General features: G+C 49.8%; 16 protein-coding genes and 1 other annotated feature. Of the genes, 8 read left to right on the top strand and 8 right to left on the bottom strand.

The window, feature by feature from the left end; genetic code table 11:
* Positions 1 to 216 precede the first annotated feature (216 nt).
* Together DW743_RS00775 and DW743_RS00770 are read right to left on the bottom strand one after the other, a co-directional pair.
* Positions 217 to 588, bottom strand: coding sequence for a hypothetical protein (locus DW743_RS00775; protein ID WP_117509733.1), 372 nt, complete (start codon positions 586 to 588; stop codon positions 217 to 219).
* Between the two features lie 97 nt (positions 589 to 685).
* On the bottom strand, positions 686 to 1,525 hold the full coding sequence (locus DW743_RS00770) for a DegV family protein (protein WP_117760602.1): 840 nt from the start codon (positions 1,523 to 1,525) through the stop codon (positions 686 to 688).
* Between the two features lie 326 nt (positions 1,526 to 1,851).
* Here DW743_RS00770 and DW743_RS00765 point away from each other — a divergent pair, with 326 nt between their 5' ends.
* The 3 genes from DW743_RS00765 to DW743_RS00755 are packed head-to-tail and all read left to right on the top strand — an operon-like array spanning position 1,852 to position 4,348.
* Positions 1,852 to 2,733 (top strand): magnesium transporter CorA family protein, encoded by an 882-nt coding sequence (locus tag DW743_RS00765; protein WP_117760550.1) that lies wholly within the window; start codon positions 1,852 to 1,854, stop codon positions 2,731 to 2,733.
* A gap of 6 nt (positions 2,734 to 2,739) precedes the next feature.
* A complete protein-coding gene (locus tag DW743_RS00760) occupies positions 2,740 to 3,246 on the top strand; it encodes a DUF5721 family protein (RefSeq protein WP_117760551.1) in 507 nt (168 codons plus the stop codon).
* Between the two features lie 34 nt (positions 3,247 to 3,280).
* Positions 3,281 to 4,348, top strand: coding sequence for an ethanolamine utilization protein EutH (locus DW743_RS00755; protein WP_117509735.1), 1,068 nt, complete (start codon positions 3,281 to 3,283; stop codon positions 4,346 to 4,348).
* A gap of 88 nt (positions 4,349 to 4,436) precedes the next feature.
* On the opposite strand, the gene DW743_RS00750 is transcribed toward DW743_RS00755, so the two are convergent.
* The gene (locus DW743_RS00750; protein WP_117760552.1) at positions 4,437 to 6,416 is read right to left on the bottom strand and encodes an oleate hydratase; all 1,980 of its coding nucleotides are present in this window, start codon (positions 6,414 to 6,416) and stop codon (positions 4,437 to 4,439) included.
* Between the two features lie 219 nt (positions 6,417 to 6,635).
* On the bottom strand, positions 6,636 to 7,202 hold the full coding sequence (locus tag DW743_RS00745; RefSeq protein ID WP_022461989.1) for a TetR-like C-terminal domain-containing protein: 567 nt from the start codon (positions 7,200 to 7,202) through the stop codon (positions 6,636 to 6,638).
* A 343-nt stretch (positions 7,203 to 7,545) separates the two neighbouring features.
* Between DW743_RS00745 and htpG the strand changes: the two genes are divergently transcribed.
* The 4 genes from htpG to DW743_RS00725 all read left to right on the top strand — a co-directional run bounded on the left by htpG (position 7,546) and on the right by DW743_RS00725 (position 12,415).
* Positions 7,546 to 9,621 (top strand): molecular chaperone HtpG, encoded by a 2,076-nt coding sequence (htpG, locus tag DW743_RS00740; RefSeq protein WP_117509737.1) that lies wholly within the window; start codon positions 7,546 to 7,548, stop codon positions 9,619 to 9,621.
* Positions 9,622 to 9,805: 184 nt separating this feature from the next.
* Complete coding sequence (locus DW743_RS00735; RefSeq protein ID WP_117760553.1) at positions 9,806 to 11,131, top strand: Na+/H+ antiporter NhaC family protein; 1,326 nt, start codon at positions 9,806 to 9,808, stop codon at positions 11,129 to 11,131.
* A gap of 223 nt (positions 11,132 to 11,354) precedes the next feature.
* Positions 11,355 to 11,726 carry a CidA/LrgA family protein gene (locus DW743_RS00730; RefSeq protein WP_055221279.1) on the top strand — a complete coding sequence of 124 codons (372 nt, stop codon included), beginning with the start codon at positions 11,355 to 11,357 and terminating at the stop codon, positions 11,724 to 11,726.
* Complete coding sequence (locus DW743_RS00725) at positions 11,723 to 12,415, top strand: LrgB family protein (RefSeq protein WP_117760554.1); 693 nt, start codon at positions 11,723 to 11,725, stop codon at positions 12,413 to 12,415. The genes DW743_RS00730 and DW743_RS00725 overlap by 4 nt, the downstream gene beginning before the upstream one ends.
* 125 nt (positions 12,416 to 12,540) lie before the next feature.
* On the opposite strand, the gene DW743_RS18035 is transcribed toward DW743_RS00725, so the two are convergent.
* Genes DW743_RS18035 through ilvB form a run of 3 tightly spaced genes read right to left on the bottom strand, consistent with a single transcriptional unit; the run spans position 12,541 to position 15,003 of the window.
* Positions 12,541 to 12,744 (bottom strand): hypothetical protein, encoded by a 204-nt coding sequence (locus tag DW743_RS18035; protein WP_055227113.1) that lies wholly within the window; start codon positions 12,742 to 12,744, stop codon positions 12,541 to 12,543.
* 18 nt (positions 12,745 to 12,762) lie between these two features.
* Entirely contained in the window at positions 12,763 to 13,272 is a 510-nt protein-coding gene (ilvN, locus tag DW743_RS00715; RefSeq protein WP_117509738.1) for an acetolactate synthase small subunit, read from the bottom strand.
* 12 nt (positions 13,273 to 13,284) lie between these two features.
* Complete coding sequence (gene ilvB, locus DW743_RS00710) at positions 13,285 to 15,003, bottom strand: biosynthetic-type acetolactate synthase large subunit (RefSeq protein WP_117760555.1); 1,719 nt, start codon at positions 15,001 to 15,003, stop codon at positions 13,285 to 13,287.
* A gap of 71 nt (positions 15,004 to 15,074) precedes the next feature.
* Positions 15,075 to 15,350 (bottom strand) — a binding site (T-box leader).
* Between the two features lie 144 nt (positions 15,351 to 15,494).
* Between ilvB and DW743_RS00705 the strand changes: the two genes are divergently transcribed.
* Positions 15,495 to 16,616, top strand: coding sequence for a phosphotransferase enzyme family protein (locus tag DW743_RS00705; protein WP_117509740.1), 1,122 nt, complete (start codon positions 15,495 to 15,497; stop codon positions 16,614 to 16,616).
* Between the two features lie 104 nt (positions 16,617 to 16,720).
* Here the strand turns inward: DW743_RS00705 and DW743_RS00700 are convergent, their stop codons facing one another.
* Complete coding sequence (locus tag DW743_RS00700) at positions 16,721 to 18,736, bottom strand: beta-galactosidase (RefSeq protein WP_117760556.1); 2,016 nt, start codon at positions 18,734 to 18,736, stop codon at positions 16,721 to 16,723.
* Positions 18,737 to 18,866 lie beyond the last annotated feature (130 nt).

Below are 18,866 nucleotides of genomic sequence, written 5' to 3'. Positions count from 1 at the left end.
AAAAAAGGCAGGGCTGCAGAGCGCGAATTGCCAGGAACAGATTTGAAAGCGTACCGGGGTACGACGAAAATCTGTGACGCAGTAATTCACGCTCTGCGGTGCTGAATTTTTTGCATTATTTTCCGGGATTGCTATAAATCTCTATAACAAAAGCGCTTATCACTCCGGGATTTTCCCGTCTGTGGTAAGCGCTTTTACTTTCTTTAACAATTCTGCTTATTCCGCTGTACTTTCGCTGATGGAATCTGCTGTGCTGTCACTTGCCGTATCTGCTGTGCTGTCCGAAGATGTATCGGAAGCATCAGAGCTGTCGCTGGTGTCATCTGCACTGCTGTCGCTGGATGTGTTGGTCTCGCTCAGATAATTCTGAATATCCGTCACGTTCATCGTTGTGGTTTCTGTCGTGCGGTTCGCCTTTTTCTCTGCTACCGAGTTCTGGTAAACAGCAACGGAGAACCAGCCGATCAGGGTAGCCAGAACAACGACGAAAGCGGTAACTTCCAGTCTCGTGATCCATCTTTCACGTCTCATGATTTTCTCACGGTTCGCTTTTTCCTTTTTATAGCGGTCAACTTTTTCCTGACTCATGGTTCTACTTCTCCTTTGATTTCTAAAAAGTGCTCGGCGGCACTTTCAAACATGTTGAAAATTATACTACATTTTCAACAAAAAGGGAAGAGAAAAGTTATAATGCAATGATAATTCCGCCGTCATTTGCATACATACTGCTGACGCCCTGGGTATCGAGTACGAAGACATCCTGTACCGCAAGGCGCTCCAGAAGGGCTTCTTTTACCATCTCGGCGCGCTCCGGGCAGTTGCAATGAGAGATGGCAAGCGTTTTGTTTTCTACATGCTGTGCGTCATTTACAATGGCATCGACCATTTTCATCAGTGCTTTGTTGATGCCGCGCGCCTGATCGAGCTGTACGATATCGCCCTCCGGTGTGGCTCCCATAACCGGTTTGATCTTAAGCGCGGATGCAACAAGTGCTTTTGTTTTGGAAAGGCGGCCGTTTTTCCGCAGAGTTTCGAGATTTTCCAGCACGAAATAGGTGTGCTGTGTGCTGATATAGAGTTCTACTGTCTCTACGACGCGCTCAAAGCTCATGCCGGCTTCCTCGCACTCCACGATTTTTTTCACGATCAGGGTCTCTCCTATCGATGCGCTTCTGGAATTGAATACGTGAATCTTCAGATCCTCGTTCTCCTCCTGCGCCAGGTTTGCACCGAGCACTGCGCTGTTATAGGAACCGCTGAGCTGTGCGGAAAGTGTGACCGCGTAGCACCGTTCTGCTCCGTTCAGAAAAGATTTCCGGAAATAATCCGGCGACGGGCAGGCGGATTTCGGGCACTCCGGGCATTCCGCTACTCTCTTTAAAAAATATTTCTGGTCAAATGTCTCGTCATCCAGAATGGATTCTCCGCCGACTTCCAGGGTCAGCGGTGCAATTTCAATATTTCCTCTTTTTTTCATATCTGCTGTCAGTTCACAGCAGCTGTCTGCAACAATGTGAAAACTCATATATTTTGTCCCTCCAAACTTGATTCCGCTTTTTCTCACTGCGGACGTTTCGTATTTCCAATCACCGCTCTTTTTCAAACCTTCCTAAACTAGGGACGAATTCGACACAGTGAATTTTTTGATATTTTGTCATGTAGTTTTGATAACTACATTTTATCATAACACACTTAGTGCTCCATTGCAAAAAGTTTTTTCCCAATAAAAGTTTTTCCGTTAAAAGTTTTTTCCTTTTCTTGTCGCACTCCCCTTTTTGCGGTATACTACGGTCATACGGCTTTTTTGTTTATGGATATTTTTCCATTGCTTATTTTCAGGAGGTGGTACGTATGGAATGGACTTTTTCGGATTCGGTCCGGCTTTCCCTGCTTTCGTTTTCGGAAGCTTCCAAAGCCTGCGCGGCGCTGCCCGGATTTTCTCTTTTCCGGCGCAGTCTGCAGCCGGAGCGCATCGAATACTGCCGCGCAGAGCTGCTGCCTGACTGCCTGGTCGGATCGCTTGCCGTCCCGGACAAGACGCATCCGCTTCACCTTGCATTCTCGCTTGCGTTTTATCTCGACCGGGGGCAGCTTATTCTGGCAGCCGACGAACAGACACTTCCGGCTTTGCAGAGCCTCCTCTTCCCGGAAGAACCGCTCGATACTTCCGATGTCTTCCACCTGTTTTTCTCGTTTCTGGAATCGCTGATCCAGGAGGATATGCTCTATCTGCAGAATTTTGAGAAGCGCCTTGCGACAATCGAGGAGTCTCTTCTCGACACTCTGCCAAAAGAGCTGCAGCGGACCCTGATCACGATCCGTCGGGAGCTGCTCGTGTTCCATGCCTATTACCAGCAGCTTCTCGACATGTGCGAAATACTCTCCGAGGACGAAAATCACTTTCTTCCCCAGGAATGCGCCCGTCAGTTTTCGCGCCTTGGAAACCGCGTGGACCGTTTGTACGACCACACCCAGATGCTGCGGGAGTACGCCCTGCAGATCCGCGAGATGCAGCAGGCGCAGATCGACCTGCGTCAGAACGATACGATGCGGATTCTGACGGTCGTCTCGACGATCTTTTTCCCGCTTTCCCTGATCGCCGGCTGGTACGGCATGAATTTTACGCATATGCCTGAGCTTTCTGCCCCGTATGCGTACTTCATCCTGATCGGCGTCTGTATTCTCATTGTTGCTGTTGAAATTTGGTATTTTAAAAAGAAAGGCTGGTTTTAACTACGGATGATTATCCTGCAGATTACACAGTTAAAGAATTTTATGAACACCCTGCTCCGTCTCGAGACATTTGACCGCTTTCCCGTCTCCGAGGCGTCGATCACAACGTTTACGACGTTCTCCCTCGACGGCAGTCTTCACACGGACTTTTTCGATCCCGATGACGCGCAGCTCTTAAAAGAAAAAGGGCGGACGCGGCTTCTCTGGAAAGATGTGAAATCGTTCTGCTATTCCGTCATCAAAGGAAAACGGACACCTCTGCAGTTCAAATTTGTGTTTCAGCTTCCGCAGGCGGCGTGCGAAAAAATGATCGCGGACCATGCGCTGCCGCTGGAAATAGAGAACGTGTTTGGATGCTTTCTAAATTTTCAGTATAAGGACGGAAAACTCTTACTTACCACCGGAACTTCCCTCAAAATCTTTACGATGGACAAGTCGCTCGACCGCGTCTTCGATGAGGAAGTCCGCCAGTTTCTGCTGAAAAATGAAATTGCATTTGAAGAACAGATATAAAGACAAAATACTTATTTAGAAAGGTTCTCTTTTTATGAATCAGATTATTATGTGGATCATGGCAGTCGGCGCGGTACTCGGCGGTGTCGACCGGATCGCTGGCAATCGCTTCGGATTTGGAAAACGGTTTGAGGAGGGCTTTATGCTGCTTGGACCGACGGCACTTTCCATGTCGGGCATCATCTGCCTCACCCCGCTGCTCTCCCGCTTTCTCCGTTTCGCCCTCGTTCCCATCTGGAACTTTTTTGGTCTGGATGCGGGACTTCTCGCCGGCATTCTCGCCATTGACATGGGCGGCTACCAGCTCGCCGGAGAGCTTTCGGCATCGCAGGAGATGGTGCGCTACGCAGGACTTGTGATTGCGGCGACGCTTGGCTGTACCATCACCTTTACGATTCCGGTCGGCATGGGAATGCTGAAAAGCGGCGACCGCCTCCTTTTCTCCCGCGGCATGCTGATCGGCACGGGCACACTTCCCGTCACGATGATCGTCGGCGGACTGCTCTCAGGACTCTCTTTTCTGCAGATCGTACTTCAGTCGCTCCCGGTGCTCCTCTTCTGCTTTCTGCTGATGTTCGGCATCTGGCGTTTTCCGGAGCAGACCGTGCGCGCGTTCACGGTATTTGCAGATGTGATCCGGCTTCTGACGACGATCGGCCTCATCGCGGGCGCGTTCTGCTATATGACCGGCTTTTCGCTGCTCCCGGACCTTGCGCCGCTGGAGGACGCGATGGCGGTCGTCTCGTCCATCGGCATTGTACTGCTCGGCAGCCTTCCGACGGCGGAGCTTTTACAGCGGGTGCTCAAAAAGCCGCTCTCTTTTATTGGAAGAAAAACCGGCATGAACGACAGCAGTGCCGCCGGTCTTCTGATGGGCATTGTCAGCCCTGTTCCGGCGATCACAATGATGGAAAAAATGGACGAGCGCGGAAAGATTGTAAACGCAGCTTTCCTCGTCTCCGCCGCATCGACCATCGCCGCACATATGGGATTTACGTTCGGCACCGATCCTGATTTTGTCGTGCCGCTTCTCGTTGCAAAGCTCGCTGGAGGCATCGCCGCCGTCTGTGCCGCGCTGTTTTTCACGAAGAAATCTGCTTAATTGTTTGAGAACATACATAGCAACGCAATAAGACCTGCGCCGTTTGAAAGCGCAGGTCTTATTGCATTTCTTACTTATTTTCTATTTCTTATTTCACCATATCCTCTTTGATAATTCCATGCTCTTTTAAGAGATCTCCAACTACATTTCCATCTACCAGTTTCAGCAGAGGTTTTTTCAGCAGGTTGAGCGGTCCAGGAAGCTCGATTTCCAGCGGGGATTTTCCATCCATCAGTTTCACGGAGCTGTCCAGCAGGTCGCGGATATCGTAAACGCTGCCCCATACTTCCGGCACGCCGCGGTCTACGCCGAGGAGTCCGTAAACAGCTTCCATTGCGGTACGAACGGAATACTCTGTCGTGAAGATGGTATCTCTTGGTGTCTCAGCGAACTGTCCGAGGAATGCGAAGTTGACGCAGCCATCCGGGATGACATCCGGGCGGTCGCCCTTTCTTCTTGGCATAAAGAATGCGGTGATGTACGGCATCATGGTCGGTACGCAGACAGCGCTGTTCTCTGCCAGCTCCGGAATCTGGTCAACCGGCACGCCGAGGTGGTACAGCCACTCTTCGGTGATCTCTTTACCAGTGCACTCTTTCATCGGTTTCTTCACATAGTCGCCAGGTACATCGGTGAACAGGCTGTAAACCCATACGCATACCTTATCTTTATCCTGCTCTTTGAACTGTCCCTGACGGTTGATGGTCCAGCTTAAAAGCCACTTGGAATCCTGGCAGCTTACGATACCGCCGGTAACAACCTTTCCGGTTCTCGGATCACGTTTGCAGATATTGGTGATATACGGAATGATCTTATTGTCGAGAGTGGTAATTGTTGCGGATTCCCAGTTTGTCTTTGCAATATCGGAACAGAATTTCTCCGGATGTCCAAAGGACGGATCCTGTTTTGCAATGTTTTTCCACAGGCTCCAGCAGCCGCTCGTGCGGACCTCTGCATCACCGTTCGGTGCATGGTTCTGATCGCCGTAGATCGTGCCTTCGGTGCAGCTTCCGTTGGTAACGAAGACGAGGTCATTCTCGGTGAGAACGATGCCTTTCTCGACGCCGTTTACTTTGCACTCGATGGCTTTTGCTACTTTCTTTCCATCGTTGATTTCAAAGATAACGTTGGTTACTTCGGTATTGAACTGGAAGTCTACGCCGGCATCCTCGAGGTATTTCTTCATCGGAAGAATCAGGGATTCATACTGGTTGTACTTCGTGAATTTCAGTGCGGAGAAGTCCGGCAGTCCGCCGATGTGGTGAATAAACCGCTGGAAGTACAGCTTCATCTCCAGTGCACTGTGCCAGTTTTCGAATGCGAACATCGTTCTCCAGTACAGCCAGAAGGTGGAATTGAAGACTTCATCATCGAAAACATCCTCGATCGTCTTGTCGTACAGATCCTCGTCTCTTGTCATGAAGAGTTTCATGATCTCCATGCAGCCTTTCTGGCTCAGGTTGAACTTGCCGTCGGTATGGGCATCCTCGCCGCGGTTCTTCGTTGCACGGCACAGGGAGTAGTTCGGGTCTTTTTTGTTCAGCCAGTAATACTCATCAAGAACGGATACACCAGGTGTCTCAATTGACGGGATGCTGTGGAACAGATCCCACAGGCACTCGAAGTGGTTTTCCATCTCACGGCCGCCTCTCATGATGTAGCCGCGGGTCGGATCGTAGATACCGTCGCAGGCACCGCCGGCGATGTCCATGGCTTCCAGAATGTGGATGTGATCGCCTTTCATCTGGCCGTCTCTTACAAGGAAGCACGCTGCTGCGAGGGCTGCGAGGCCGCTTCCTACGAGGTATGCGCTCTTCTCATCGACGCCTTCCGGTTTTTCCGGTCTTGCGAAGGCTTCGTAGTTTCCGTTGGTGTAATAAATGCCTTTGCTGTTTTTCTTATCTTTTCCGCGCTCGGTGTTGCGGTAATCATTCTTTGGTTCTGATGTTACAGTGGTTTTCTCCGCTGCTTTTTTTGCTTCACTCTTGTTTTTTGCCTGCAGCACTGCTGCTCCAGCTCCGATGACTGCTGCTGATGCGATTCCGAATTTTAATCCTTTTTTTGACATAGACGTTCATCCTTTCTTTTCTAAATACGACTGCCGGAATGTTTTTTCGAATTTCCGGTTCGTATAGGTTATGCTGCTTTCTTTGTTTTACAAGTTTCTATTTGTGTTGCCATTGTCTGTTGACAATTTGAATCTTACTTCATTTTTCCCCGCTTTTCCATTTACAAAACAGGGCGGATGATTAAATTTTTATCATCCGCCCTGTTTTGTAAAGTGTAACTATATTTTATTTCTTTTTTCAAAATTTCGGATGGAATTGACGACATTTCCTTCCATCGTGCGGTGCATTTTTTCCGCAATCATATGGTAATCCACTTTCATTCCGTCTTTGATCCAGTCGAGCATGACACCGGTAAAGCTATACTTATAGAAATCTGCGATAAAACTCTGATCCGCCTCGGAGATGCCGGTTCCCTTTGCTTTTTCCTGTACGACACCGTACAGCAGATCGTGCGTCAGATGAAAGAGATATGTTTCGATCTGCTCCCGGCTTACAGAGTGATAGACATTCATAATAAATGGTTTATTCTCGAGCACTGCCTCAAAAATCTGCTGCAGGCCTTCCTGCCATGTCTCATACGTTTTCTTCCCCTGCAGCGCCTGCGTCGCATCCTCCAGGCACGACCATTCGACAAGATCATAGATATCCTTAAAATGATAATAAAACGCCATCCGGCTGATGCCGCAGTCTGTCGTCAGATCGTTGATCGTAATTTTGTCCAGCGGCTTTTTCAAAAGCAGCTTTTTTAATGACGCTTCCAGCGCCGCCTTTGTCGCATTTGTCATGTATTTCCTCCATTTTTCTTTTATGTACCCTCGGAATCTTTCTGTTCGAAACGCTTCTATGCTTTTTCATTGTAGCATATCCATTCTCCAGAAACAACTGCGCAGCCCTTCTGATCAGACTTTACAAAAAGTTTAGAAAGTACCGTAATACCAGTAAATTCAATACTTTCCGTCGTTCTGTTAGCACTCTTTTTTCTCGAGTGCTAATTTTCCCTTGACTTTTCCCTGTGCCAGTATTACTATAACTATCAGAGCAGTAAAAAAGCTGCAGACATCTAAAAAAGCATGATATCCCCGCTTTGCTGGATCAAAATATTTTTATAAGAAAAGGAGTGTGTTTCTCATGAGTGCGAAACATGGAAATCTTTCAATCAACAGCGACAATATTTTCCCGATTATCAAAAAATGGATGTATTCCGACCACGATATCTTCGTCCGCGAGCTCGTTTCCAACGGCTGCGATGCCATCACCAAACTGAAAAAACTCGACGGCATGGGCGAATATACTCTGCCGGATGACTACAAAGCAGCCATTCAGGTGATTGTAAACCCGGATGAGAAAACCTTAAAATTCATCGATAACGGTATCGGTATGACCGCAGACGAAGTCGAAGAATATATTACCCAGATCGCCTTCTCCGGCGCTACCGAATTCCTGGAGAAATACAAAGACAAAACGAATTCAGATCAGATGATCGGCCACTTCGGTCTTGGTTTCTACTCTGCTTTCATGGTAGCAGATGAAGTTCACATCGATTCTCTTTCCTATAAAGAAGGATCCACCCCGGTACACTGGACCTGTGACGGAAGCACCGAGTACGATATGTCCGAGGGCAGCAAGACAACTGTTGGTACCGAAATCACTCTGTTCCTGAACGAGGACTGCCTGGAATTCGCAAACGAATACCGTGTCCGCGAAGTTCTGGAAAAATACTGCTCCTTCATGCCGGTTGAAATTTTCCTGTCCAAAGCAAATGCGCCGCAGGAATACGAGACCATCGATGAAAGCGAATTAAAAGATGACGACGTTGTCGTAGAGCACATCCACGAGGACGCAAAATACGAAGAGAAAGAAAAAGAAGACGGAACGAAAGAGCAGGTTGAAGTTTCCCCGGCCAAAGAGAAAGTAAAAATCAACAAACGCCCGGTTTCCATCAGTGATATCCACCCGCTGTGGACCAAACATCCAAACGAGTGCAGCGATGAGGATTATAAAGAATTCTACCGCAAAGTCTTCAACGACTACCGCGAGCCGCTGTTCTGGATCCACCTGAACATGGACTATCCGTTCAACCTCAAAGGTATCCTCTACTTCCCGCGTATCAACACCGAGTACGATTCCATCGAGGGAACCATCAAGCTGTACAACAACCAGGTATTTATTGCCGACAACATCAAAGAAGTCATTCCGGAATACCTGATGCTCTTAAAAGGCGTCATCGACTGCCCGGATCTGCCGCTGAACGTATCCCGAAGCGCACTGCAGAACGACGGATTTGTCAAGAAGATCTCCGAGTACATCTCCAAGAAATTCGCTGACAAGCTCTCCGGCATGTGCAAAACCGACCGTGAGAATTACGAGAAATACTGGGATGATATCAACCCATTCATCAAATACGGATGCATCAAGGACGAGAAATTCTCCAAGAAGATGATGGACTATATTCTGTTCAAGAACATCGACGGAAAATATCTGACTCTTGAGGACTGCATCAACGAGAATAAGAAAGAAGAAGCTCCTGCAGAGAACACCGAAGAGAAGGCTGAAACTACGGAGAATACCGAAAATACGGAAAACGCTGACGAGAAGAAAGAGCCGGAAAAAACGACTGTTTACTACGTCACCGACGAAGTTCAGCAGAGCCAGTACATCAACATGTTCCGCAGTCAGGGCATGGATGCTGTCATCCTGAAACACAACATCGACTCCGCTTTCATCACCCATGCAGAGCGTTGCAACGAGCATGTAACTTTCCAGCGCATCGATGCAGATCTGACCAACGATATGAAAGACGAGTCCGGTGAGGATCTGACCGACGCTACAAATACTCTGACCGATCTCTTCCGCAAAGTCCTCGACAAGAAAGATCTGACCGTCAAAGTTGAGAACCTGAAAGACGAAAATGTATCCTCCATGGTAACGCTTTCCGAGGAGAGCCGCCGGATGCAGGATATGATGAAGATGTACGGCATGACCGGCATGGATCCGTCCATGTTCGGCGGACAGGAAACCCTGATCCTGAATGCAAAACATCCGCTCGTTCAGTACATTCTGAAGAATGGCGAGAACGACAACACATCCCTGTTCTGCGAGCAGCTGTATGATCTGGCAATGATCAGCCACAAACCGCTCTCTCCGGACGAGATGACAAAGTTCGTAAGCAGAAGCAATCAGATTATGATGCTCCTTGCAAAATGATAAAGCACAGGCACAGCAAAACGCACCTCTTATAAAACACGCCGGATTTCTGGAATTTACCAGATGTCCGGCGTGTTTTTTCCTGCTTTTTTACTTTACGATTTCTGATCCAGATGATAGAATAATTCTATTCGCCCTATTGAAAAATAAGGAAAATCACACGAAAGGTCTGGTATTTATTTCTATGAAAAAAGGAAAGCCATCCGCCCTGCTCCCGATCGCCGTTTTTCTGGTGTTTTATCTGGGGCTCGGCATTTATTCCGAGTATATTTTAAAAATTCCGATGGGCTTCTACAACATCCCCATCGTCGTCGCGTTTCTGGCAGCGATCCTCGTCGCCTGTCTGCAGAACCGCAGTGTCCCGTTTGAAGAAAAGCTCGCCCTCATGGGACAGGGCATCGGGGACAAAAACATCATCACAATGCTGCTGATCTTCCTCGCCGCAGGCACGTTTGTCGGCGTTGTCGGAAGGAGCAGTGCAGAGAGCGTTGCCTATTTCATGCTCTCCTGGATTCCGGCAAAGTATGCCGTCGCTGTGCTCTTTGTCGTTGCCTGCTTCGTCTCCACGGCCATGGGAACCTCCGTCGGAACGATCACGCTTCTCGTGCCGATCGCCGCTGCTGTTGCCGAGACCTCCGGCTTTTCGCTGGCGCTCTGCGTCGCCTCCGTCATGGGCGGATCCATGTTCGGCGACAACCTCTCCTTCATCTCCGACACGACAATCGCCGCCTGCAACGGACAGGGCTGCGAGATGAAAGACAAGTTCCGCGAAAACTTCTGGATCGCTCTCCCGGCTGCTCTTGCCGCGCTGGCGCTGATCCTTGTAATCTCCTTCCGACAGGCGCCGGGCACACCGATCGTCCACGAATACCATCTGCTGCAGATGGTTCCGTACCTGCTCGTGCTGATCGGCGGCATCGCGGGCATTCAGGTGTTTGTCGTACTCCTTATCGGTATTGCTTCCGGTGCCGTTATCATGCTCGGTACGGGACAGACGACGCTCTGGGATATGCTCTCCAGCATGGGAAGCGGCACTTCGGGTATGTTTGAGACATGTATGGTTGCGATTCTTGTCGCTGCGATGTGCGCGCTGATTCGGGAAAACGGCGGCTTTACTGTCCTGCTTCGTGCCATTCACAAAATCTTCCGCGGAAAAAAGGGCGGCCAGCTCGGTGTCGGCATTCTCGTCGTGCTGCTCGACATTGCGACCGCAAACAACACCGTCGCGATCGTCATGGCAAACCCGATCGCAAAGCAGATGTCCGAGGACTACGGCATCACCCCACGGAAAACGGCATCGCTCCTCGATACCTTCTCCTGCATCTCACAGGGCATCCTGCCGTACGGCGCACAGATGCTCGTGGCGATTTCCGCGGTGCATGAACTGGGATATGAGCTCTCCGCCTTTGAAATCATGGCAAACCTCTTCTATCCGGGCATGCTGCTTGTCAGTTCGCTGATCTTTATCTTCGTTCTGCCGGATCGGAAAAATGCCGAAAGCAATGCTTAAAAAGTTCCGTATCGGATCAACTCAAAAAATTATGTTAAAATGCCCACCGATTTCACTTTTTCGTTTGATCGGCGGGCATTTTTTTGCTTTTTTTGGCAAAAATCGCCAAAATTGCAGTAACATTTACGGTTGAAATTCTTTTATGCGGGTAGTATAATCGGGGTCGTGACATTGAGAAGGAGTGATGTTATGTGGGTTATGGGGAGAAAGGACAACAGAAAAAGTGAAATTATTAAGACAGTTCCTTGTAATTATGGCGGTTTCGTTCGTCGGAGAAATCCTGCACGCCGTGCTGCCGCTTCCGATTCCGGCAAGTATCTACGGTCTTGTGCTGATGCTGGCGCTTCTGATGACGGGGGCATTAAAACTTGATGCCGTCGAGGACGCAGGCAAGTTTATGATTGAGATCATGCCGGTCATGTTCATTCCGGCGGGCGTCGGCCTGATGGAATCCTGGGGTGAATTAAAAGCCGTTCTCGTTCCGGTTCTCGTGATTACGCTCGTCAGCACCATCGTCGTTATGGTTGTGTCCGGACGCGTGACACAGGCGGTCATCCGGCTGGAAAAGAAACACAAAGGAGGGGACGCAAAATGACAAATATGTTCTGTGAATCTGCATTTTTCGGCGTTGTCATCAGCCTTCTGGCGTATGAGCTCGGCATGCTGTTAAAGAAAAAATTTGGGCTTCCGATTTTCAATCCGCTGCTGATTTCCATTGCAGTCGTCATTGTATTCCTTGCTGTTTTCGATATCGATTATCAGAATTATAATGACGGTGCAAAATACTTGAGCTATCTGCTGACTCCTGCAACGGTCTGCCTTGCGATTCCGCTGTATGAGCAGATGGAGGCATTGAAAAAGAATATCAAAGCCATCCTCGCCGGTATTCTCTCCGGCGTGCTGACGAGCCTTACCGTGGTTCTCGCGCTGGCGCTGATCTTCAATCTGAATCATAAAATGTATGTAACACTGCTGCCGAAATCCATCACAACGGCCATCGGCATGGGTGTTTCGGAAGAGCTCGGCGGTGCGGTGACGATCACGGTTGCCGTTATCATCATCACGGGTGTGCTGGGAAATATGCTGGCGGAGACGCTCTGCAAGCTGTTTCACATTGAGGAGCCGATTGCAAAGGGCATCAGTATCGGATCGGCCTCCCATGCGATCGGTACGGCGAAGGCCATGGAGATGGGCGATGTCGAGGGCGCGATGAGCAGCCTTTCGATTGCAGTTGCAGGTATTCTGACTGTGGTCGGAGCGTCGATTTATGCGATGTTTATCTAAAAACGAACACTGATAAAAAGCAGAAAAAATCCGGGAATGGAAAGCAATGTAAAACTTTCCGTTCCCGGATTTTCTATCCCTGAAATTCTATAACTAAAAATTAAAATTCCGACTGCAGAAACTCTTCAATAAAAAGAAGCGCAGTAGCACTCCGGCCCTTCCGGGTCGATGCAGATATGCTCGAGCGTTCCGCTGTGCATCGAAAGCCCCATCGTCAGATCCTGCACAATCTGCTGCTTCGCCGTCTGGCGGTGCTCATAGATGTACTGATACACACTTTTCTTATTAATCTTTTTTAACGTAATTGTGGTAATACTCTTTTCGTTCACGCAAAAACGTCCTCTCTTTTACCGCTCCATCACATTGATCGACTCGATACCGACGCTTCCGCCGCGCACGACTTCGATCTTGCTGAATTCCTCTTTCATCAGCTTCACAACTGCATCGTTTTTCGTCGCCGTCTGGACAAACTCGAGCAGCAGGCTGTCTTTTCCGTAGTCGATGACCTTCGCCTTGAACGTCTCAGCGATCTGGAACAGCTCGACTTTGTCAGCTGCGCTGCAGTTGAATACCTTGATATACAGAATCTCTTTCATGCGCACAAACACGTCGGTGAAGTCGATGACTTTGATGACCTCGACCATGCGGTTCAGCTGTTTTTTGATCTGCTCAAACGTCTCATCGTCACTGACCGTGGCGATCGTCATACGCGATACGGTCGGGTCCTCGGTCGTTCCGACGGTCAGGCTGTCCAGGTTATAGCTTTTTGCGGAAAAAAGCCCGGAAATCTTGGAAAGGACACCAACCTGGTTTTCTACGTACAGTGAAATCCATCTTTTTTTCATTCCCTTATTCATCGCGCTCTCCTCCTAACAGTCCATAATCATATCTTCGAGCGTTCCGCCCGGCTTGATCATCGGGTAAACCATCTCCTCCGGATCGATGATAAATTCGATGATCGTCGGAGTCTTGGTGTTTTTCTTCGCCTCTTCAAACGCTGCGGCGATATCCTCTTTCTTCATGACGCGGATGCCTTTTGCGCCGTAACTCTCAGCCAATTTGATAAAATTCGGCGTGTATTCCGGGTACTCTTCTCCGTCTGTTCTGCGGGAAAGTGCACCGGCGCGCAGGTTTGTCATGCTGTACCGTTTGCCGTAAAACAGCTTCTGCCACTGGCGTACCATGCCGAGGTATTCATTATTGAAGATACACAGGATGACCGGCAGCTCCTCGAGAACGGCAGTTGCCAGCTCCTGAATATTCATCTGCATACCGCCGTCACCGGAAATCGCGATGACCGGTTTGTCCGGGTTGCCGATTTTTGCTCCGATCGCGCCCGGAAGGCCGTATCCCATCGTTCCAAGGCCGCCGGACATGATGATCTGGCGGTTTTCGGTAATGTCGACGTACTGACTTGTCAGCATCTGGTGCTGTCCGACGTCGGTGACGATAATCGCATCGTCAAACTGCTCGTTGATCGCGTTGAAAATATCGAGCGGTCCCATCACGCCGTTCGGGCGCATCGTCAACGGATGCTCGTTCTTCCAGGCATCAATCTGGGCAAGCCATTTCGATGTGGAGCATGGCTCTACGTACTCTGCCATCTTCGTGATCGCCTCTTTTGCATCGGCTACGATCGGGATATCGACATGGATGTTTCGAGAGATCGAAGCGGTGTCTATGTCGATGTGGACGATCTGCGCGTGCGGGGCAAATTCATGCAGCTTTCCGGTGATACGGTCATTGAAACGTGTTCCGATCGAGAACAGCAGATCGCACTCGCTGACTGCCATATTCGCCGCATACGCGCCGTGCATGCCAAGATTTCCGATGAACAGCGGGTGTTTCGTGGAGATCGCGCCGCGTCCCATAACGGTTGTGACAACCGGCACCTGTGTTTTCTCGACCACTTCGCGGAACACTTCCTGCGCATGTGCGATGTTGACGCCGCCGCCGGCAAGGAACAGCGGGCGTTTTGCTTTCGAAAGCATCTTTAACGCACGTTTTAACTGACCGATGTGAACGCTGGTGTTCGGTTTGTAGCCGCGGATGTTGACGTTTTTCGGATACTCTGCGCTGCCGAACTCTGCCATGACATCTTTTGGAAGGTCAATGAGAACCGGGCCCGGTTTTCCGGTGCGTGCGATGTAGAATGCCTCTTTGATGATGCGTCCGAGATCTTCACGGTTTCTTACCGTCACGCCGTATTTCGTGATGCTGCGGGTGATGCCGACGATATCAACCTCCTGGAATGCATCGTTTCCGATGAGGTGGCGGGCTACCTGTCCGGTGAAGCAGACAAGCGGAACGCTGTCGTAGTTTGCCGTTGCAAGACCGGTGACCAGGTTGGTTGCGCCAGGGCCGCTGGTAACGAGGCATACGCCGACTTTTCCTGTCGTTCTCGCATAGGCATCCGCCTCATGCACCAGCGCCTGCTCGTGGCGCGGCAGAACGATTTTGATTTCATCCTGTTTGTAAAGCTCATCGCTGATATCAATGGTGCAGGCTCCCGGATAACCGAAGAGATACTCAACACCCTCCTCCTTCAGAGCCTTTACCAGAAGTTTGTTTCCTGTAATCTGTTTCATATGAAAACCTCCTGTTCTAAATTTGCTGCATAAAAAATCCCCGAACATAAAACACCTTTTCTGTGCCTTACGTTCAGGGAGAATGTTTCCATCCACGGTACCACCTGAATTCCAGAAGAATACACTTCTGCTCATTCCGTACAGGATTTAACTTTTTTCATCCGATACGGCATCCCGGTAACGTGGGAACTACGTTGGAGCCTACTTGGAAAACATTGCTGTCCGCTTTTTCTGTTCAGTCCACTGCTCGAGGGCTACTTCCGCAGGCACGCTCACGGAGATTCTCACCAGCCATCTCCTCTCTTTGCTTTGCGCCGCCAGGTACTCCTCCCTGTCACTGCATTTTAGGTTTTGTTTTTTCTTAAATTACTGTCTATTATAGTCAGAAATGCCGCTCGTTGTCAATCGTTTCGCGCCCTTTTCTTGACTTTTCGCCCTGCGTGTGCTTTACTTAATCAGGTTTGTCTAATTAAAATAAGGAGTTTATACCCATGATGATTACATACACACAGGAAGAACTCTCTTCCATTGTCCACGCATTTGCTTTCCCGGGAACGATTACAGACTGGACGCCGCACGGGAACGGCCATATCAACGATACGTTTCTGGTGCGCTCCACCGAAAACGGCGTCCTCCGCAAATCGATTCTGCAGCGCATGAACCGCACCGTTTTCCACAATCCAACGGAGCTGATGCAGAATATTGCACAGGTAACATCATTTCTGCGGAAAAAAATCACAGCCGCAGGAGGAGATCCATTCCGCGAGACGCTGAACCTGATTCCGACGACAGACGATGCCTGTTTTTTCGTCGATGAGCGCGGAGAATTCTGGCGCGCATTTCTCTTTATTTCCGATGCGTCCTGCTATGATGCCGTGACAGATCCAAAGCTGTTTTACGAGACCGGTAATGCTTTCGGCCGCTTCCAGCAGATGCTCTCCGATTTTCCGTCCGCCTCTCTTTTCGAGACGATCCCGGATTTCCACAACACACCGCTCCGCTACCAGGCGCTTTTACAGGCGGCGCAGGCGGATCCGAAAGGACGGCTGAAAAACGTTTCGGATGAGATGGCGTTTTTCCTCGACCACGCAGACGATTACGGCGTAGCCGAGCGCATGAAGGCCTCGGGCGAGCTGCCGCTCCGCGTAACGCACAACGATACGAAGCTGAACAACATTATGATTGATGACAAAACCGGCGAGGGCATCTGCGTCATCGACCTGGACACCATTATGCCGGGACTGTCGATCTTTGACTTCGGCGATTCCATCCGCTTCGGCGCGAATACGGCTGCTGAGGACGAACAGGATGTCTCGAAGGTGTCTCTTTCCCTTCCTCTCTTTGAGAGCTATACAAAAGGCTTTCTCGCAGGCTGCGCAGGCTCTTTGACCCGCGCGGAAGTCGAAATGCTGCCGATGGGTGCAAAATTAATGACCCTCGAATGCGGCATCCGTTTTCTCGCCGATTACCTGATGGGCGATACCTACTTCAAAACCGCTTACCCGGAGCACAACCTCGTACGGGCGCGGACACAGATCGCGCTTGTAGCGGATATGGAGGAGAAATGGGGCGAGATGGAGAACATCGTCGCACGGGCTTCGTTTTCCCACTAAGCACCCGCATAAATTCACAGCATCAAAAAGACACAGCTGGAAGTATCTTTCTGCCTTCTGCTGTGTCTTTTTTGTTATCTTTCTGCTATATAATATGTTTTATATTATGCTCTCGGAACGCTGACAATCTGCAGATCGTATTTCTTCAGCATCTCGCCGCCCTGTACTTTCTCGCCGGTCAGGATATCTTCTTTTCCGTCGAAGACTGCCGGAAGCGGAATCTCCTCATCTTTGAAGTTGATGATAAAGTACAGATCCTCGCCGTCTGCCTGGCGTTTTGTGATCTCAAGTGCTGTTGCTTCTCCAATCACCGGCTGGATGGCTGCGCCGTCTGCTGCCATAGCAAGAACTTTTGCAAGGCCGCTCTCAGAAAGTTCGGTTCCGACATAATATACGGTTCCTTTTCCGAACTGATTTTTTGCAACAGCAGTCATGCCTGCATAGAAATCGCTCTCATACTGTGCGATTTCTTCAGCTCCTTCGAGGTGCATCAGGTCGCATACGAGACGGCACTCTTCCTCGGTTCCGTCTGCGAAACGGATCTTGTTTCTCTGCTCCGGTGCAAGAGCGTCGATCTCTTCTACCCATACGCCTGCCATTTTTCTGAGCGGTCCCGGGTATCCGCCGAGATGAACGTTGTCCGACTGTCCGACAATACCGCTCATGTAGGTGGTGATGAGGGTTCCGCCTGCCTGTACATAAGCCTCCAGGCTCTCTGCCACACCGTCTTTTACCATGTAGAGAACCGGTGCTGCAACGAGGTCATATTTGGAGAAGTCCGCGTCGATCGGGATCATATCGACAGCGATGTTCTTGTTATAGAAGTAATTGTACATCTGCTCGATCTGGTCTACGTAACGTAAATCGCGGTTCGGTCCGCTGGTGTACTCCAGTGCCCAGTAGTTTTCCCAGTCGAAGATGATGCCGACTTTTGCGTGGTTCTCGGAGCCCATCACACGGCTTCCGATTTTCTCCAGTTCTTTTCCGAGCTGGGTTACCTCACGGAAGACACGGGTATCTGCGGTTCCTGCGTGTGCGATAACAGCACCATGGAATTTCTCGCATCCGCCGACGCTTCTTCTCAGCTGGAAGAACTGAATCGTGTCTGCGCCGTGTGCAACGGTCTGATAGCTCTGTGCGCGCATCTGGCCCGGTTTCTTTAAGGAGTTGTACGGCTGCCAGTTCTGCTGGCTCGGAGTCTGCTCCATCAGCATGAACGGTGCGTCTTTGAGGCCGCGCATCAGGTCGTGGGTCATAGCTACGTGGCTCCATGGTGTATTGTAGCTCGGGTAGTTGTCCCAGGATACGATATCCATTTCTTTTGCCCACTTGAAGTAGTCGAGACCTTTGTACGTTCCCATCAGGTTTGTGGTGATCGGTGTTTCTTTGTCGTATTTGCGGATCGCGTCACGCTCCATTTTGTAGTTGTTCAGCATGCCGTCGGAGTTGAAACGCATGTAGTCGAGGGACATTCCTGCAAATGCAGTGCCGCTTCCCCATGGCATTCCGTCTCCCAGATCGTTCGGCGGTACAATCTCGTCCCAGTCGTAGATGGTGTGGCCCCAGAACTCCATGTTCCATGCCTTGTTGACTTCATCGAGTGTTTTGTATTTGTCTTTCAGCCATACGCGGAACGCTTTTGCACAGTTCTCGCAGTAGCACTCGCCGCCGTACTCATTGCTGATGTGCCAGCAGACGATGTTTTTGTTGTCGCCGTAACGCTCTGCCAGTTTTTCTGCCAGGCGCTTTGCATATTTCTGGAAAACCGGGCTGTTCGGGCAGGCATTGTGGCGATGACCGAATTTGTGATGGCGTCCTTCGAAATCGGTTCTTGCCACTTCCGGATAACGGTGTACCATCCATGCCGGGAGTGCGCCGGTGGATGTTGCCATGACGATCTGGACGTCCTCTTTTGTCAGGGTGTCTACGATCTCATCGAGCTCTGTAAAGTCGTACTCATTCTCGGACGGCTGGATTTTTGCCCAGGAAAATACGTTGATCGTGGTGCTGTTGATGCCGGCCTGATGGAAAAGTTTCATATCCTCATCCCAGATCTCTTTTGGCCACTGGTTTGGGTTGTAGTCTCCTCCGTATAACATTTTTTTGAATTTTGGCTGCATTTTTTTGATTCCTCCTGTGTTTGGATATCTCGTTTTGATGGCTCTATTATATACTGGTCTTTGTGAGAAAAGTATGATATGCTTGTCTAAAAAGTATGAATTTTCGAAACTCATTCCGGAATCTTATTTT

The organism is Blautia sp. AM28-27, from assembly GCF_003480905.1.
GTDB lineage: Bacteria > Bacillota > Clostridia > Lachnospirales > Lachnospiraceae > Fusicatenibacter > Fusicatenibacter saccharivorans.
Note: the sequence above shows the minus strand (reverse complement) of the source record. Positions and strands in the feature narration are given on the sequence as shown.

Excerpts from the sequence above, each read along its gene's own strand:
- DW743_RS00745 (WP_022461989.1), bottom strand. The coding sequence starts at position 7,202 with ATGACAAATGCGACAAAGGCGGCGCTGGAAGCGTCATTAAAAAAGCTG.
- DW743_RS00755 (WP_117509735.1), top strand. The coding sequence starts at position 3,281 with ATGAATCAGATTATTATGTGGATCATGGCAGTCGGCGCGGTACTCGGC.
- DW743_RS00700 (WP_117760556.1), bottom strand. The coding sequence starts at position 18,736 with ATGCAGCCAAAATTCAAAAAAATGTTATACGGAGGAGACTACAACCCA.
- DW743_RS00750 (WP_117760552.1), bottom strand. The coding sequence starts at position 6,416 with ATGTCAAAAAAAGGATTAAAATTCGGAATCGCATCAGCAGCAGTCATC.
- DW743_RS00735 (WP_117760553.1), top strand. The coding sequence starts at position 9,806 with ATGAAAAAAGGAAAGCCATCCGCCCTGCTCCCGATCGCCGTTTTTCTG.
- ilvB (WP_117760555.1), bottom strand. The coding sequence starts at position 15,003 with ATGAAACAGATTACAGGAAACAAACTTCTGGTAAAGGCTCTGAAGGAG.
- DW743_RS00760 (WP_117760551.1), top strand. The coding sequence starts at position 2,740 with ATGATTATCCTGCAGATTACACAGTTAAAGAATTTTATGAACACCCTG.
- DW743_RS00775 (WP_117509733.1), bottom strand. The coding sequence starts at position 588 with ATGAGTCAGGAAAAAGTTGACCGCTATAAAAAGGAAAAAGCGAACCGT.
- htpG (WP_117509737.1), top strand. The coding sequence starts at position 7,546 with ATGAGTGCGAAACATGGAAATCTTTCAATCAACAGCGACAATATTTTC.
- DW743_RS00770 (WP_117760602.1), bottom strand. The coding sequence starts at position 1,525 with ATGAGTTTTCACATTGTTGCAGACAGCTGCTGTGAACTGACAGCAGAT.
- DW743_RS00725 (WP_117760554.1), top strand. The coding sequence starts at position 11,723 with ATGACAAATATGTTCTGTGAATCTGCATTTTTCGGCGTTGTCATCAGC.
- DW743_RS00705 (WP_117509740.1), top strand. The coding sequence starts at position 15,495 with ATGATGATTACATACACACAGGAAGAACTCTCTTCCATTGTCCACGCA.
- ilvN (WP_117509738.1), bottom strand. The coding sequence starts at position 13,272 with ATGAATAAGGGAATGAAAAAAAGATGGATTTCACTGTACGTAGAAAAC.
- DW743_RS00765 (WP_117760550.1), top strand. The coding sequence starts at position 1,852 with ATGGAATGGACTTTTTCGGATTCGGTCCGGCTTTCCCTGCTTTCGTTT.